14 protein-coding genes are annotated in these 15,479 nt (G+C 62.3%); 5 read left to right on the forward strand and 9 right to left on the reverse strand.

Features of this window, described 5'->3' with window-relative positions:
- The first annotated feature begins 323 nt into the window (after positions 1-323).
- From KW821_RS11715 to KW821_RS11725, 3 genes are read left to right on the forward strand one after another with little or no spacing between them, the layout of a single operon-like run.
- On the forward strand, positions 324-1,595 hold the full coding sequence (locus tag KW821_RS11715; protein WP_218291561.1) for a paraquat-inducible protein A: 1,272 nt from the start codon (positions 324-326) through the stop codon (positions 1,593-1,595).
- A complete protein-coding gene (pqiB, locus tag KW821_RS11720; RefSeq protein ID WP_218291562.1) occupies positions 1,588-3,234 on the forward strand; it encodes an intermembrane transport protein PqiB in 1,647 nt (548 codons plus the stop codon). Before KW821_RS11715 ends, pqiB begins: the two co-directional genes overlap by 8 nt.
- A complete protein-coding gene (locus tag KW821_RS11725; protein ID WP_218291563.1) occupies positions 3,234-3,803 on the forward strand; it encodes a membrane integrity-associated transporter subunit PqiC in 570 nt (189 codons plus the stop codon). The genes pqiB and KW821_RS11725 overlap by 1 nt, the downstream gene beginning before the upstream one ends.
- Before the next feature lie 72 nt (positions 3,804-3,875).
- Here the strand turns inward: KW821_RS11725 and ompA are convergent, their stop codons facing one another.
- On the reverse strand, positions 3,876-4,907 hold the full coding sequence (gene ompA, locus KW821_RS11730) for a porin OmpA (RefSeq protein ID WP_218291564.1): 1,032 nt from the start codon (positions 4,905-4,907) through the stop codon (positions 3,876-3,878).
- Between the two features lie 295 nt (positions 4,908-5,202).
- Positions 5,203-6,210: an SGNH/GDSL hydrolase family protein gene (locus tag KW821_RS11735; protein WP_218291565.1), complete on the reverse strand. Its 1,008-nt coding sequence runs from the start codon at positions 6,208-6,210 to the stop codon at positions 5,203-5,205.
- Positions 6,211-6,451: 241 nt separating this feature from the next.
- Here KW821_RS11735 and KW821_RS11740 point away from each other — a divergent pair, with 241 nt between their 5' ends.
- Positions 6,452-6,832: a YgiW/YdeI family stress tolerance OB fold protein gene (locus KW821_RS11740; protein WP_218291566.1), complete on the forward strand. Its 381-nt coding sequence runs from the start codon at positions 6,452-6,454 to the stop codon at positions 6,830-6,832.
- Between the two features lie 74 nt (positions 6,833-6,906).
- Here the strand turns inward: KW821_RS11740 and mltC are convergent, their stop codons facing one another.
- From mltC to KW821_RS11765, 5 genes are all read right to left on the reverse strand, one after another.
- Complete coding sequence (mltC, locus tag KW821_RS11745) at positions 6,907-8,007, reverse strand: membrane-bound lytic murein transglycosylase MltC (RefSeq protein WP_218291567.1); 1,101 nt, start codon at positions 8,005-8,007, stop codon at positions 6,907-6,909.
- Between the two features lie 105 nt (positions 8,008-8,112).
- Entirely contained in the window at positions 8,113-8,385 is a 273-nt protein-coding gene (locus tag KW821_RS11750) for an oxidative damage protection protein (RefSeq protein WP_042653148.1), read from the reverse strand.
- Entirely contained in the window at positions 8,382-9,455 is a 1,074-nt protein-coding gene (gene mutY / locus KW821_RS11755; protein ID WP_218291568.1) for an A/G-specific adenine glycosylase, read from the reverse strand. The genes KW821_RS11750 and mutY overlap by 4 nt, the downstream gene beginning before the upstream one ends.
- Positions 9,456-9,549: 94 nt before the next feature.
- Positions 9,550-10,239 carry a GspB family T2SS assembly factor variant ExeB gene (gene exeB, locus KW821_RS11760; protein ID WP_218291569.1) on the reverse strand — a complete coding sequence of 230 codons (690 nt, stop codon included), beginning with the start codon at positions 10,237-10,239 and terminating at the stop codon, positions 9,550-9,552.
- Positions 10,239-11,882 carry an ExeA family protein gene (locus tag KW821_RS11765; RefSeq protein ID WP_218291570.1) on the reverse strand — a complete coding sequence of 548 codons (1,644 nt, stop codon included), beginning with the start codon at positions 11,880-11,882 and terminating at the stop codon, positions 10,239-10,241. Before KW821_RS11765 ends, exeB begins: the two co-directional genes overlap by 1 nt.
- 207 nt (positions 11,883-12,089) lie before the next feature.
- On the opposite strand from KW821_RS11765, the gene KW821_RS11770 reads away from it, so the two are divergent.
- The gene (locus KW821_RS11770; protein WP_218291571.1) at positions 12,090-13,328 is read left to right on the forward strand and encodes a multifunctional CCA addition/repair protein; all 1,239 of its coding nucleotides are present in this window, start codon (positions 12,090-12,092) and stop codon (positions 13,326-13,328) included.
- Positions 13,329-13,436: 108 nt separating this feature from the next.
- Here the strand turns inward: KW821_RS11770 and KW821_RS11775 are convergent, their stop codons facing one another.
- Together KW821_RS11775 and KW821_RS11780 are read right to left on the reverse strand one after the other, a co-directional pair.
- Positions 13,437-14,702 (reverse strand): inorganic phosphate transporter, encoded by a 1,266-nt coding sequence (locus tag KW821_RS11775; RefSeq protein ID WP_042653143.1) that lies wholly within the window; start codon positions 14,700-14,702, stop codon positions 13,437-13,439.
- Between the two features lie 25 nt (positions 14,703-14,727).
- A complete protein-coding gene (locus tag KW821_RS11780) occupies positions 14,728-15,408 on the reverse strand; it encodes a TIGR00153 family protein (protein ID WP_042653142.1) in 681 nt (226 codons plus the stop codon).
- Positions 15,409-15,479 lie beyond the last annotated feature (71 nt).

A 15,479-nucleotide genomic window follows, 5' to 3' on the forward strand; every position in this document is an offset into this window, starting at 1 on the left:
TATTGTCCCGCGGAAAAAAAGTGGCGTTTGATTGTGCTAAATGGCCACTGGCTTGTCAAAGTCATTCTCTACCCCGCCACGAAAGCGCCGGTGAACAGGGCTGGATGTGCGGGTACTTTAGCAAAACTGCAGATAAATATGCCCTTTTGAGCCCTTGATGCCGGGCCGAACTGGTTCAAACGCCACCTTTGCCCCGTAGTGCAGTATTGGCATGTATCTCGCGGCGCTTAAGGTTCTGTACATGAACAGGGCTGGTGGTTAATGGCGGTGGCTGCAATAATTGGCGCCTCTGGCCGTTTGCGGCCTCATGCTGGGGTCCTATCTTGCATCCGGTTTCACACCAACACCCAATCACCTATACCCACGACGCGACGGCCTGCGAAGAGTGCGACCTGCTGGTGCCGGCGACCACGCTGGCGGTGGGGGAGGCGAGTGCCTGCCCGCGCTGTGGTCATACCCTGAGTCAGCATCTGCCACAGCAGGAGCGCAGGCCGCTGGCCTATGGCTTCGCTGCCCTCATCATGTTCGGGCTCTCCAACGCCTTCACCTTCATGTCGTTCTCATCCCACGGGGTGGGGCAGGAGATGACCTTCCTGCAGTGCATCACCACCCTGGTGGCGCAGGGCTACCTGTTTCTGGGGGCCGTGCTGAGCCTGACCCTGATCGGCCTGCCGCTGGTCTATGTCGGCTCCATCATGCTGGTGCTGTGGCGCCTAGATAAAGAGATGCACAGCAATGCCCTGCGCTCCCTCGGCCGCCTGCTGTGCCGGATCAAGCCCTGGTTGATGGTGGATGTCTTCCTGATCGGGGTGCTCATCTCCCTGGTCAAGCTGATGGGCATGGCGGATATCAAGATGGGGCTGTCGTTCTGGGCCTTCGTTGGCTACACCCTGCTGCTCATCAAGATGATCTCGTCGCTGGATCGGATGTGGCTGTGGCAGCGGCTGTTTGGCCCGACCGAGGCGCGGGAGCTGGATCCCGAGGCCGGTGCCATGGAGTCCGGGCTGGTGGGCTGCCACATCTGCGGTGCCCTGAGCGACGCCGATGCCGACACCTGCTCCCGTTGTGGCGACCGTCTGCATCAGCGCAAGCCCGGTGGCCTCAACCGCACCTGGGCGCTGCTCATCACCTCGGTGATCCTCTATGTCCCCGCCAACCTCTATCCCATCATGGACACCGTCTTCCTGGGGGACGACAGCCCCTCGACCATTTTGGGCGGGGTGATTTTGCTGTGGGGCATGGGCTCCTATCCCATCGCCGCCATCATCTTCATCGCCAGCGTGGTGGTGCCGCTGGTGAAGATCCTGGCGCTGCTGTGGCTCTGTTACATGGTGCAGCGCGGTCAGGGTGACTCGCCGCTGCGCAAGCTGAAGCTCTATCGCATGACCGAATTTGTGGGGCGCTGGTCGATGATCGACGTCTTCGTGGTGGCCATATTGGCAGGCCTCATCCGGCTCGATAATCTGATGACCATTTATCCGGGCCCCGCGGCCGTCGCCTTTGCCGGGGTAGTGTTGATCACCATGGTGGCCGCCATGAGTTTCGATTCCCGCCTGATCTGGGATTTACAACAAGGAGAACGCGAACGTGAGTGAGCGTAAGAAAAGGTGGAAACCCGGCTCGGACTTCCTGAGCTCGGCCGCCGCTATCTGGATGGTGCCCATGCTGGCCCTGTTCATCGGAGCCTGGATGCTGTTCCAGCATTGGTATTCGCAGGGCCCCAGCTTCACCCTGACCGTGGCCACCGCCGAGGGCATAGTGGCGGGCAAGACGGTGATCCGTTCCCGTGAGGTGGAAGTTGGCCGCATCGAGGCGGTAGAGCTCAGCAAGGATTACAGCCACGCCGTGCTGAAGGCCCGTCTGACTAACGGCGCGGCCGGCATGCTCAAGAAGGACAGCCAGTTCTGGGTGGTCAAGCCCAGGGTCGGGCGGGAAGGGGTCTCCGGCCTCGGCACCCTGCTCTCCGGCGCCTACATCGAGCTCTCCCCCGGCAAGAAGGGCAGGGCGCGCGGTGAATATGCCATGCTGGACATACCGCCGCTGGCCTCGCTGGATGCCAAGGGGCTGCGGCTCTCCCTCACCAGCCGTGATGCACGGGCACTGGGGGTGGGCTCGCCCATCAGCTACCAGGGCTTCACCATAGGCCAGGTAGAGGAGGCCAAGTTCCTGCCCGAGAAGAGCGAGATGAAGTACCAGCTCTTCATCAATGCCCCCTACGACATCCTGGTGAGCAGCAACTCCCGCTTCTGGCTGACGCCGGGCTTCGAGGTCTCCATGAGCAGCGAGGGGATGAAGGTCAAGATGGACTCGCTGGAGAGCCTGCTCGATGGCGGCATCACCATGGGGCTGCCCCCAGGCTGGACGCCCGGCGAGCCGGTCAAGCAGCAGGATGAGTTCGTCCTGTTCCAGGATGAGGCGAGCGTGCTGGCGGGTAGCCTGGATCAGTTCATCGACTACGTCTTCCTATTCGAGGGTGACGTGGGTGGCCTGCATCCCGGTGCGGCGGTGCAGTATCGCGGCATCCGGGTCGGCACCGTCATCTCGGCCCCCTATCTCATCGACGACAAGGGCGTGCAGATCTTCCAGAATCGCCAGATCCCCGTGTTGGCGCGGATCGAGGTGCAGCGGCTCTCCCATCGCTATGCCAATGCGGAGAAGGAGCAGTGGCGTGCCCTGTTCAGCAAGCAGTTCAAGGAGGGGCTGAGGGCGACCCTCAAGACCTCCAGTCTGCTGACCGGTGGCAAGGTGGTGGATCTCAACTTCTACCCGGATGCCCCCCCCTATCAGCCGATAAAGCTGGCGGGCTATCAGGTGTTCCCGACCGAGCAGGCCGGGCTGGATCAGATCGAACGCAAGGTGAACCTTATCCTCGACAAGTTCGTCGACATGGACATGAGCACCACCCTGACTCAGGTCAACAGCACTCTGGTGACCCTGGACAAGACGCTCAAGCACATCAAGGCCGTGAGTGCCAATCTGGAGCAGTTCACCGGCCAGAGTGCGACCCAGCAGTTGCCTGTCTCTCTGAACCAGAGTCTCAAGCAGTTGCAGGAGACCCTGCAGGCCTATGACGCCGGCTCCCAGACCAATCAGGAGCTGCGCCAATCGGTGCAGTCACTCAATCAGCTGATGGGTGAGTTGCAACCCCTGGTGCATTCATTGAATGAGCAGCCGAGTTCGCTGATCTTCGATCGCGCCCATCCCCAGGATCCTGAGCCCAAGCGAGGAAAATGATGAAGAAACGGATGATGAGCCTGGCCTTGCTGGGCCTGCTGGCGGGTTGTGGTTCGGCCCCCACCAGCCTGCATTACTACTCGCTCGACACGGATAACCAGCTAGCCCCGACCGTGGCGGCACAGCCTCAGCACCAGCTGGTGCTGCGTCCCGTGGCCCTGTCGGGGCAGCTGGACAAGGCCAGCCTGGTCTATCAGCTGGCCGGCAACGAGCTGCATTTCGCCGAATACCATCGCTGGGCGGGCTCCCTCGACGGTCAGCTGAACCAGCTGACCCTGAACGGCCTCTCCAGCCGGCTGCCGGGCTGGGTGATACGGCAGGATGGGGCCCGTAAGGGACCCGTCCTGACCATCTCGGTGGAGCGCTTCCAGGGCCGGCACGATGGTCGTGCCGTGTTGAGCGGTCGCTGGCGGCTGCTGACGGAAGAGGGCACTGTGCTGCGGGACATGCCCTTCCAGCAGGTGCGAGTACTGCCTGATGATGGCTACGGGCCGCTGGTCGACGAACTGGGACAGGGCTGGCAACAGCTGCTCGATCAGATCGCGGCGGATCTGCGCAAGCGCGCCTGAGTGCCGGATGATGGAATGAAAAACGGGAGGCCTGGGCCTCCCGTTTTGTTATCCATTACAGATGGGGTGAGGTTATTGCTGAACCTCGGAGACCCCTTGCACCTTGACCTCAACCCGGCGATCCGGGGCCAGGCAGACGATCAGCTCGTTCTTGGTGCCGCTGCTGCAGCTGTCGCCGGTGACCGGTGAGCTCTCGCCATGACCTTCCACGTTGACCTTGCCGGCTGGCAGTCCCTTGCCAACCAGATAGTCGGCGACGGTCTGTGCGCGCTGCTCGGACAGCTTCTGGTTATAGGCGTCCGAGCCGAGGCGATCGGTGTAGCCGATGACGGTGGCCGAGCCATCCTTGGGTCTGGCCGCTTCGATATCGTTGTAGAGGGTATCCAGCGCCTGACCGGCTTCCGGCTTGAGGGTCGCCTTGTTGAAGTCAAACAGCACATCCGAGCTCAGGGTGAACTGCTTGTCGACCACTACGGGTTCCGGCGCCGGCGCCGGGGCGGCGACCGGTATCGCTTCCGCTACCTGACCGAAGCGGTAGACGGCGGCCAGCGAGAGCAGGCCGTTGTCCATGCGCAGGCCGGTGTCGTCACGGCTGCCATAAGGAGAGCTGTACTGGTACTCGAGGCGGGCAGCCCAATCCAGGTTGAAGGCGTATTCGGCACCGAGTGCACCGACGAAGGTGAAGTCGTTGTCACTGTCCAGGTTGTCGCTGCTGGTCCAACCATAGCCGCCACCGATGCGACCATAGAGATCCAGGTTCTCAGCCACCGGGAAGCCGAGCTTCAGGGTCAACTGGGCCAGTTGCGCCTCAACGGAGTCGTTGAAGACGGCGGAATTTCTGGTGCCGTTGTACTTGAGCTTGCCGAGGTAGTCGTAACCCAGTTCAATCCCCAGATTCTGGTTGATCTGGTAACCCCCGAAGACACCGGCGCCAACTTCATCGTCGTCCTTGTCTTCCGTGGAGATGCTGTTGCTCTCGTCGACGCCGTAGAAGTTGGACCAACCCAGTTTGGCACCGCCATACCAGGTATTGTCTTGTCCGGCTGCCTGAGCGTTGGCCGCAAGCAAGCCTGAAACCAGCAAGGTAATCAGTGTTTTGTTCATATGAAGCCTCTGCAATTTTGTTTGTGGGGGAGATCGAACCTTGTGTCGCCTCACCTCATGGGTTGGGCCTGTATCCAGCCGCAACATGTTTAAACGTAGTCACTTTTTTTTGAACTACAAGCAACTGATATAAAACATATTGTGATAACTATGCGCATCATAGTGGAGTTGCGGGGAGAAGGGGCCAGTATGGCTCCGATTTGTGACGGGTGTCATATGGATTGTTCGTTTTGCAAGCAGGGGGGCAGATCAAAAAAGGCCGACAGTATGTCGGCCCTTCGCATCATGGCGGCTATTACTGGGGGATGAATTCGTACTCCTGCTCGATGAAGGCGGCCGCCCGCTCGCTCAGGGCGGCGTGCACGACTGTGGTCGGGTGTACCTGATCCCAGAACATCTTGCCCTCACAGTTGAGCTCGCTGGCGCTGCGACTGGCCATCGGGCTGGCGACGGCCTGGGCCAGCAAGGGGTTGCCGGCGATGGCGAGACGCTCCTGCGGATTGAAGACGGAGAGCTGGCTGTCGGTGCCGGCGCTGCGGGAGGAGAACGGCTTCCACACATAACTCCCACCGTAGCAGGCATGCTCGGTGTCGCTCAGGCCGAAGTTTTGCGGCTCGCTCAGCATCTCGGCGAACTGCTTGTCGATCTCGAACAGCTTCACCAGGCCGGTGGGGGCCAGCTGGCGCGCCAGGTTAAGCAGCAGCTGGTTGTGGTAGGCCGAGACATGGCTGGCGGCATCCACCACCTGCTGGCTGCGGGCCGAGGGGTTCTGGCCCAGATCAGGCAGGTTGAACAGCAGGATCTGTTTTGCCCCGTTCAGCACCAGGCGGTTGGCCGAGTCGCTGATGACGTCGCGCACCCGCTTGGCGTCCTGCTCCGTGTTCCAGCCATAGGCCAGATAGTCGTTGGCTCCGACCCAGAGGATCACCAGATCGTCCGGCTTGAAGCTGTCCTTCTCCAGGAACTGGGTGATCTCGTAGTCCAGGTTGTTGATGACCTGATACTTGGGATTCCAGGAGATCTTGTTGTAGGCCACCGCGGTGGCGCCACCCTCCGCCTCGTTGGCGATCTTCAGTCCCGGGAACTGCTGGGGCAGTTGCTCAAGCCAGACAGGCCCGTTGGAGAAGCGGCCCTGGTAGTAGGGCGGGCTGGAGGGGAGATAACCGCGCATCTTGTCGTACATCTTGCCGGTATCGGACAGGCTGTCGCCGAACATCACTATGCGGGAGAAGGCGGGGCGACTCTCGGCGGCCTGCGCCGTCAGCGCGAATAATCCCAATAAACACACAAACCATTTCTTCATGTCGTTGTTCTCGTTGCGTTTAAGCAGGGGTGCCTGCAGGCTGTTCCTCGATGGGACAACGCGGGCTGGGGACCCGTTTTGTCAGGCTACACGGTATCCAGCCGAATAAAATTCTGCAGTAAGCCATGCCCATTAAATCGATTACGGTCACACTCGACTCCCCCAGATGGGGGACGCTTCACGTTTGTTTCACGCAATCCGAGGCAAGATGCCCTCATACCCCAATGACAGGAGCATGAAAATGAACAAAGCAAGCGTAATAGGTCTGTTGGCCCTGATGTCCGTCTCCTCTTACACCATGGCGGCCTACACAGGCCCGCAGGAGCAGAACAAGGTGTCAGTCGCGCAGTTGAAAGACGTGGCGGATGACCAGTGGGTCACCCTGGAAGGCAAGCTGGTCAAGCATCTTGGCGGCGAGAATTACCTGTTCAAGGACAGCAGTGGCGAGGTGGAAGTGGAGGTGGATCAGAAGGTGTGGCGGGGCACCGAAGTGGGCCCGGACGATCTGATCCGTATCCGTGGAGAGGTTGACCACAGCTGGAACAAGACCGAGGTGGAGGTCGAGAGCCTGGAGAAGGTGGGCGCGGCGGCGCAGAGCCAGGGTGGCTTCATCGCCAAATAAGGCCAATCCCGACACCCGCTGGCCAGACGTGAAGAGGGCGCTTGATATCAAGCGCCCTTTTTCATGCTGTCAGCCTAACCCGCCCGGCTGGCGACGGTACGCTTGAACCCCTTCTCGGCCTGATTGACCTTGTAGAGGTAGCGGCGCGCCTCCGCCTTGGGGTGTTGCTCGGTCAGCACCTGATAGACCGCCTCGGGGGAGAGCCGGTTGATCATGCCTGGGGCAGCCTTGCGGTTGCTGGAGAAGGTGTTGAGCACCCCGCCGGCGCCGCCGTTGTAGGCGGAGATCACCGCATAGCGACGGGATTGCGGATCCTGGATGTCCGCAAGGTAGACGGTCTGCAGCAGGTGCAGATAGGCGGTGCCCACGTCTATGTTGTAGGCCGGGTTGAACAGATCCTCCCGGGTCGGCTGGCCGTTCTTGCCCTTGACCCGCACATAGACATCCCGTCCGGCGGTGGCCGGGATCACCTGCATCAGGCCATAGGCGTTGGCATGGCTGACCGCATAGGGGTTGAAGCTGCTCTCGGTCTTGATCACCGCATAGATCAGGCTCTCGGCGACGCCGTATTTGCGGGAGGCATCGCGGATGATGCCGGCGTACTTGTAGCCGCGCCTGTCCTCATGGTTCGCCACCATGGGAATGTCGACGAAGAAGATGGTGCGGATCCCGAGGGTGCGCTTCTTCATCGCCGTGCTGAGCAGATAGTCGGCATAGCGCTCGGCGCGCCAGTCGGAGCGGATTGGCTGGCCCTGGTTGTCCAGCACCTGGCCATAGAGGAAGGGCTCGCCACCGGGCAGGATCTCCCGGTCGGAGTAAAGATCCACTTCCGCCGGATCGTCCGGGGTCAGCAGCGTCTCAATGATGGCACGGCGCAGGTGGGCGCTGGGCTCGACCCCGGAGACGGTCTCCACCATGATGTGGCCGCTGGCGAAGTCAATGTGGGCCCGGCTCTTGTACTGATCCGTGTATTTGACGTAGTCAAACTTGCCCGCGAACAGCGCCTCGCGCCCCCATATCTCGTTCACGTTATGGGAGAGTGCACTGATCATGTGTTCGAAACCGCGAATGTCCTTGCCGTTGACCAGCTCCTCGTCTTCACCGCTGGGTTTGGGGGAAGAGGAGCAGGCAGAGAGAAACAGCAGAGCGCACAGCAGCCAAAAAATTCGACCCATAAGATCCTCAAACTGGGCGGCGGGGCCGTCCGTCATTCATTGGCTGTGAGCCAGGGGAGGAATGGCCGCCGATGGCCAAGCTCTTCCTTGCTCACAGCTACAACTTTATTGGCTGGGAGGGGTGTAACCGTCGATGGCCACTTCACCCGCTTCAAACAGGTAGTTCACCATCTCTTTTTCCAGCAGCTGACGATGCTCGAGGTTCATCATGTTCAGCTTCTTCTCGTTGATCAGCATCACCTGCTTCTTCTGCCATTCGGCCCAGGCTTCCTTGCTGATGTTGTCAAAGATCCGCTTGCCGAGTTCACCGGGATAGAGCTGGAAATCCAGGCCGGGCCCCTCTTTCTTCAGACGCTGACAAAATACGGTACGGCTCATGTTGACCTCTGTGGTTGTAAGTCCGGGTAGGCGAGCAGGCGGGCCGTGGCGGCCGCCAACCCCACCTCGGCAGGATGGCGTAAGTTATACCAGAGTCGAGAATCCGCTTCCATGAGCAGCGGGGGCGGGGGCGCAGCCATTTCGATCAGCAAGGGCCGGATATCGAGGTGGAAGTGACTGAAAGTGTGACGAAAGCCAGACAGTTCCCGATAGTCGTGCCCGCTCACCCCCAGCGCCTGCAAGCGTCCTTCGATCTCGGCCTCTGACTCCACCTGCGGGAAGCAGTAGAGCCCGCCCCAGATCCCCTGGGGGGGGCGCTTCTCCAGCAACAACTGATCGCCGTGGCGAATGAGCAGCATGATGCCGGTGCGGGCCGGGATGCTCTTCTTCGGCTTGCTGTTGGGGTAGGCGGTGGGATTGCCCTGCGACAGCCCCTGGCAATCGACCTGCACCGGGCAGCGCACACAGGCGGGCTTGCTGCGGGTGCAGACGGTGGCGCCCATGTCCATCATCGCCTGGTTGTAGTGGGCCACCCCGAGCCGCGGGGTGAGGCGGGTCGCCAGCTCCCACAGATCGTTTTCCACCTGCTTCTGGCCGGGCCAGCCCGGCAGCGCCAGCCAGCGGGTGAGTACCCGCTTCACGTTGCCGTCCAGGATGGCGTGGGGTTGGCCGAGCGCCAGCGAGAGCACGGCACCGGCGGTGGAGCGACCTATGCCGGGCAGGGCCATCACCTCCTCCAGTTGCTCCGGGAACAGGCCGCCGTGCAGATCGCGGATCTGCTGGGCCGCCTTGTGCAGGTTGCGGGCGCGGGCGTAGTAGCCGAGCCCGGTCCAGTGGTGCAGCACCTCGTCGATGGGGGCATCGGCCAGTGCCAGCACGTCGGGGAAGCGCGCCATGAAGCGCTGGTAATAGGGTATGACGGTGGCGACCTGGGTCTGTTGCAGCATGATCTCGGAGATCCAGACCCGATAGGGGGTCTTGTCCTGCTGCCAGGGCAGGGTCTTGCGGCCGTGGATCTGGTACCAGTCCAGGATCCGGGTGGCGAAGGTGGTGTCGCTTGGGTTGCTCACATTGTTCTCATGTTATTGATTAAAAAGGGGAGCTCTCGGGCTCCCTCTTGAATCAGCGACCGGCCAGGGTGGCTGGCCGGTTGGATGGACTCGGCTAACCGCGCCAGTCTTGCAGCGCCTTGAGGCTGGCATGCTGCCCGCCAACCTGCAGGATGATGTAATCCTGGGCGATGGCGACCAGCAGCACGCCGGGGGCGACCTCGCTGCCCTCGCGCAGCTCCCGCCCGTTGAGCACCACGGCCCGTTTGGCCGGGTCGGAGGAGAAGTTGTGGGCGCCATAGGTCAGGGGAGGCACCTGTTGTTTCAGGGCCGGGTCCAGGGCGCTGAGCGGCATGGCCTGGGTCTGGGCTTGGGCCTGTGGCGCCGCCGGCTCTTCCTGCAGCGGGGTATTGTTGAGGGCCAGCATGATGCGCTCGGCCAGGCTCTGGGTGCCATTGTTGGCGGTCGCAGTCGCGGGGGTCGCGGCGGCAGGCTTGGGCTGCACCACGGGCACTGGCAGCGGCGGGGGCAGCGGACGGGTGATCATCGGCTTGGGCTCGACCCGCACGAAGGGCGGCGTCACCACCTCCTTCACCTCGATCTGTTGCTCGAGGGGCTTGAGGTGGTAGAGGTGCCAGCCGTAGTTGGCGCCGGCCCCCATGATCAGGGCCAGCGGGGCTAGCAGCCACCAGATCCAGCGGCGGTTCGGCTCCTCCTCCTGGCTCACGGGCAGGCCCATGAGCGGCATGTGGGGCGTGAACTGGGGCTGATCCGCCCGGCGCAGGGCTTTGAGCAGGGTAGACATCAGGAGGCCTCCTCTGGCAGGGTGATCATGGCCTCATCGACCACGGTATCCAGATCGACCGGTGCGCTGGCGCGCAGGGACTGATCCTCCAGTCTGGGCATGGGCTCACCGGCCATCACGTTCAGGCGCAGCAGGGTGTTGCTGCCGGCGATGCCATCCGGGGTCAGCCCCTGCTCGCGCTGGAACTGTTGCAGCTTGTTCTTGAGCTCGGCATCGAAGCGGCTCACCTTGCGATCCGGTTGCTGCATGGCGCGGTTGAGCGCGCTGTCCAGCCACTGCACCTGGGCCGCGTTGGCATTGCTGCCGATCAGGGTCACGCCGCCCTTGGGCATGCGCCACAGCAGGGTGTAGCTGCCCCCCCAGGCATCGGACAGCCACTGCCGGTCCACCAGCCAGCTCTGATTGCCGATGAGCAGGCTGGCCTTGTCAGCCCCCAGACCGACCAGGGTGGCGTAATAGAGACCGCCCGTCTCGTCGGTCAGGCTGATGAGGGCCGGGTACTGCAACGCCTGCAGCTCTGCCAGCGAGGCAGTGCCCTCCTGGCAGCGCAGACCGGCACGGGGGGCGTCGTCGCAGGTCGCCTCCTCCAGCTCGGCTTGGTAACCCCACACCTTGTAGAGATTCTGCATGGCGGTGTCCGGCTCCAGTGCCTGATTGATGGCGCGGGTCAGCTGCTCCTGCTGCTCCGGGGTGTCGTCCACCTTGACCGGCACCTCCACCTTGACCACAGGTCTGGCGGGGAAGACGCCGAACAGCTGCCAGCCCCACCAGCCGGCGGCGACCAGCAGGGCGCCCGCCAGCGCAACCGTGAGGCCGGATTGCCAGCTGCCCTCGTCGCGAATGCCGCTCACCTCATAGGCCGCCAGGCTGATGTCGCCATGCACTATCTTGTGGCTGACTCGGGCGAAGGCGGCGATCAGGGCGCGATCGCAGATGAGGTTGATGAGGCGCGGGATGCCGCCGGAGAGGCGATGCAGGGTCTGGATCGCCTTGGGGGTAAAGATGGGCTGAACGCAACCGGCCACCTGCAGCCGGAAGCGCACATAGGCGTCCACGTCCTGGCTGGAGAGCGGCAGCAGGTGATAGCGGGCGGTGATGCGCTGGGCCAGCTGGCGCAGCAGGGGCTGGCGCAGGATCTGCTGCAGCTCGGGCTGGCCGATGAGCACCACCTGCAGCAGCTTCTTCTCGTCGGTCTCCAGGTTGGTGAGCAACCGCAACTGCTCCAGCACGCCGGGCAGCAGGTGCTGGGCTTCATCCACCAGCACCACGCTGCGCTTGCCAGCCGCCAGATTGGCCAGCAGGTGATCGCGAATGAGATCGAACAACAGCTTGAGGCTGGCATCCTGGGCATAGGGCAACTGGAACTCGTCGCAGATGGCCGCCAGCAGATCCCGCTCGGTCAGGGATGGATTGAGGATGTAGGCGATCTCGGTCTCGGCGGGCAACTGCTGCAACAGACAGCGGGAGACGGTGGTTTTGCCAGTCCCCACCTCGCCGGTGAGCAGCACGAAGCCACCCCCATCCTGCAACCCGTAGTTGAGGTGGGCGAGGGCCTCTGCATGGCGTTCGCTCATGTAGAGATATTTGGGGTTGGGCGAGATGGAGAACGGGGGCTCCGACAGACCGAAGAACTGTGTGTACATAAGGATCCATTCCATTGTTATGGCGGCAGGTTAAAGCCTCCCCACAGGGATGTCAAAGACCCGGATACCATAAGGGTGTCATCAGACCCGGCGACCCAAAGCGCCCCGTGGATCGGGGCCGGGTTAGCGAGGGAAAGACGAGGGGGTCGTCGTGTACGGCGCGCAAAAGCGGTATCATCGAGACAGGTTAATCGAGGGAGATTGCGCGTGCAGACTTATCTGGTTGGGGGGGCGGTTCGGGATCGCCTGCTGGGCTTGCCGCAGGGCGACAGGGATCATCTGGTGGTGGGTGCCACTGTGGCGCAGATGCTGGCGCTGGGGTTCACCCAGGTCGGCCGCGACTTCCCGGTGTTTCTCCACCCCAAGACCCAGCAGGAGTACGCCCTGGCCCGCACCGAGCGCAAGCAGGGGCAGGGTTACACCGGCTTCGTGTGCCACGCCTCGCCGGAGGTGACGCTCGAACAAGACTTGTTGCGCCGGGATCTCACCATCAACGCCATCGCCGAAGATGAGCACGGGCAACTGCACGATCCCTACGGCGGCATGGCCGATCTGGAGGCGCGGCTGTTGCGCCATGTCTCACCGGCCTTTGCCGAGGATCCCCTGCGCATCCTGCGGGTGGCGCGCTTCGCCGCCCGCTTCCATGCCCAGGGCTTCGTGGTGGCCCCCGAGACGCTGGCCCTGATGCGGGAGATGACCCAGGCCGGTGAGCTCGCCCACCTGACCCCCGAGCGGGTCTGGAAGGAGTTGGAGAGGGTGCTGCTGGGGCTGAATCCCCGGGTCTTCTTCGAGGTGTTGCGCGAGTGTGGCGCCCTCAAGGCGCTGTTCCCCGAGCTGGATGCCCTGTTCGGCGTGCCGGCGCCCGCCAAGTGGCACCCGGAGATCGACACCGGCATCCACACGCTGATGGTGCTGGATCAGGCCTGTCTACGCTCCCCGGATCTGCCGGTGCGCTTTGCCGCCCTCTGTCACGACTTCGGCAAGGGGCTGACCCCGCCCGAGTTCTGGCCGAGCCATCACGGCCACGGCCAGAAAGGGCTGCCGCTGATCCGGGATTTCTGTGAGCGATTCCGGGTGCCGAACGACTGCCGCGATCTGGCCCTGCTGGTGAGCGATCTGCACACCCATATCCACATCGCGTTCGAACTCAAGCCGGCGACCCTGCTCAAGCTGTTCGACAAGGCCGATGCCTGGCGCAGGCCCGAGCGTTTCGCCCAGCTGCTGGACACCTGCCGCGCCGACTTCCACGGTCGCATCGGGTTCGAGGAGCGGGTCTATGCCGAGCCGGACTATGTGGCGCAGGCGCTCGGCGCGGCCCAGGCGGTGCCGGTCAAGGAGATAGTGGCGGCGGGCTTCAAGGGGGAGGAGATCCGCGAGCAGCTCGGCAAACGCCGGCTCGATGCCATCAGCCGGGTGCGCGACGAGTGGACCTTTATCGAGGAGTAAGTGCCCCTGTAGGGTCGATTGGCGCAGCGTGATCGGCCGTTTGAGGCAGCGAGGGAGCGTAAAAAAAAAGCCCGGGTCAATGACCCGGGCTTTTTGCTGCGTCCTGCCTTAAGAGAAGCAGGCCTGCAGTATGTAGAAGATGACGATGGCAAGAATGGCACCGGCGGGCAGGGTGATGACCCAGGAGACCACGATGTTGCGCAGCACGCCGAGGTTCAGGGCGGCGATACCGCGGGCCAGACCCACCCCCATCACGGCACCCACCAGCGTCTGGGTGGTGGAGATGGGCAGACCTGTACCCGAGGCGATCACCACGGTGGCGGCGGTGGCCAGCTGGGCGGCAAAGCCACGGCTCGGGGTCAGGTGAGTGATGCCGGTGCCGACGGTGGCCATCACCTTCTCACCCATGGTGGCGAGACCGATGACGATACCTATGCCGCCGAGCGGCAGGATCCACCAGGCGATGGCGGAGTTGCCGCTGATCTGGCCGGCGCTCTGCACGGTGGAGACCACGGCGGAGAGTGGGCCTATGGCGTTGGCCACGTCGTTGGAGCCGTGGGCGAAGGCCATGGCGCAGGCGGTGATCACCATCAGGATGCCGAAGACCTTCTCCACGTTGGCGAAGTGCATCTTGTTGTCATCCTGCGGGTTGTACTGCTGGCCGCGAATATAGAACCAGCCCGCGATGGCGAGTGCCACCGAGATGGCGATGGAGAGCATGATACCCTCGCCGTCGCTCAGGTGCAGACCGACGTGGGTCAGTCCCTTCTTGATGGTCACCAGGCAGATGACCAGCGCGGTCAGGAACATGTAGAACGGCACGTAGCGCTTGGCGTTGGCCAGCGGATCATCGGTGTTGAAGATGAGCTTCTGCACGCTGATGAACATGAAGTAGGCGATGATGCCGGAGATGGCCGGCGTGATGATCCAGGAGCCGACGATGCCGCCAAACTTGCTCCATTGCACCGCTTCCGGACCGACGCTCACCACGGCGAAGCCGACGATGGCACCTATGATGGAGTGGGTGGTGGAGACGGGCCAGCCGAAATAGGAGGCCAGGATCAACCAGAGACCCGCCGCCAGCAGGGAGGCAATCATGCCGAGCACCAGCAGGTCCGGGGTATCGGTGAAGGCATTGGTATCTATGATGCCGTTACGGATCGTCGCCGTGACCTCGCCACCGGCCAGATAGGCACCGGCAAACTCGAAGATCATGGCGATGATGATCGCCTGACGTATGGTCAGGGATTTGGTGCCGACCGATGTGCCCATGGCATTGGCGACGTCGTTCGCACCTATGCCCCAGGCCATCAAAAAGCCGAACAAGGCCGCCACGAGCACCAGGGTGGTGCCGTAATTTGCGATAATGTCCATTAGTAGTGTTTACCCAGTCAGTCGATTACGAACGAGCCAGCATCAATTCCAGACGGGCGCCAACGCGCTCGGCCTGATCAGCCAGGTCACCTACCCATTCGAGGATCTTGTAGAGGAACATAACGTCGATCGGATTGTATTTCTGCTCAACGGCTTGCAGCTGTTGGCGCAGTCCGATCTGCATGGTGTCAGTATCGTCCTCGATAAGATCCAGTTGATGGATCATCTCGGCAACCATTTCAACTTCACGTCCTTTAAAGCCGGTTTCGAGCAGCTCATCGAGTTCTCCGATGGCTTTTTCGGCTTGGGCGGTCGCATCGATACAACGTTTGAGATAGGCCATGAAATCGGCACGCATCTCGGCGGGGAATTCCATTCGACGACCAAGCATGCGGCCGGAGATGTCCTTGGCACGGTTGGCAATCTTGTCCTGCTGAGTCAGCAGTTCCAGCAGATCGGTACGAGCGACCGGCAGAAACAGGCCGCGCGGCAGTTTCAGACGAATTTCGCGTTTGAGGATATCCGCTTCTTTTTCCAGCTGGGCGATCTGTTGCCGGATCTTCTCGGCATCTTCCCAGCGGTCTTCGGCAACGGCATCAAAGAAAGGAATGAGCTGCTCGCAGCACACGTGAACCTTGACGATATGCTTCTGCAGCGGCTTGATGGGGGACTTGGCAAAAAGACCCAAAATAGTATTTACTGGCATGGCCAAACCTGTGTCGGTGAAAAAACACTCGATACGATTTTATGAGGGGCGCAGGATAACCGAACTGCGCC

Origin of the sequence: Aeromonas sp. sif2416, from assembly GCF_019218665.1 — a bacterium.
In the GTDB taxonomy this organism is placed as follows: domain Bacteria; phylum Pseudomonadota; class Gammaproteobacteria; order Enterobacterales; family Aeromonadaceae; genus Aeromonas; species Aeromonas encheleia.

Bases quoted from the DNA above. Each gene is read 5' to 3' on its own strand.
- KW821_RS11735 (WP_218291565.1), bottom strand. From the start codon at position 6,210: ATGAAGAAATGGTTTGTGTGTTTATTGGGATTATTCGCGCTGACGGCG.
- KW821_RS11765 (WP_218291570.1), bottom strand. From the start codon at position 11,882: ATGTACACACAGTTCTTCGGTCTGTCGGAGCCCCCGTTCTCCATCTCG.
- KW821_RS11775 (WP_042653143.1), bottom strand. From the start codon at position 14,702: ATGGACATTATCGCAAATTACGGCACCACCCTGGTGCTCGTGGCGGCC.
- exeB (WP_218291569.1), bottom strand. From the start codon at position 10,239: ATGTCTACCCTGCTCAAAGCCCTGCGCCGGGCGGATCAGCCCCAGTTC.
- KW821_RS11740 (WP_218291566.1), top strand. From the start codon at position 6,452: ATGAACAAAGCAAGCGTAATAGGTCTGTTGGCCCTGATGTCCGTCTCC.
- mltC (WP_218291567.1), bottom strand. From the start codon at position 8,007: ATGGGTCGAATTTTTTGGCTGCTGTGCGCTCTGCTGTTTCTCTCTGCC.
- KW821_RS11750 (WP_042653148.1), bottom strand. From the start codon at position 8,385: ATGAGCCGTACCGTATTTTGTCAGCGTCTGAAGAAAGAGGGGCCCGGC.
- KW821_RS11725 (WP_218291563.1), top strand. From the start codon at position 3,234: ATGAAGAAACGGATGATGAGCCTGGCCTTGCTGGGCCTGCTGGCGGGT.
- ompA (WP_218291564.1), bottom strand. From the start codon at position 4,907: ATGAACAAAACACTGATTACCTTGCTGGTTTCAGGCTTGCTTGCGGCC.
- KW821_RS11780 (WP_042653142.1), bottom strand. From the start codon at position 15,408: ATGCCAGTAAATACTATTTTGGGTCTTTTTGCCAAGTCCCCCATCAAG.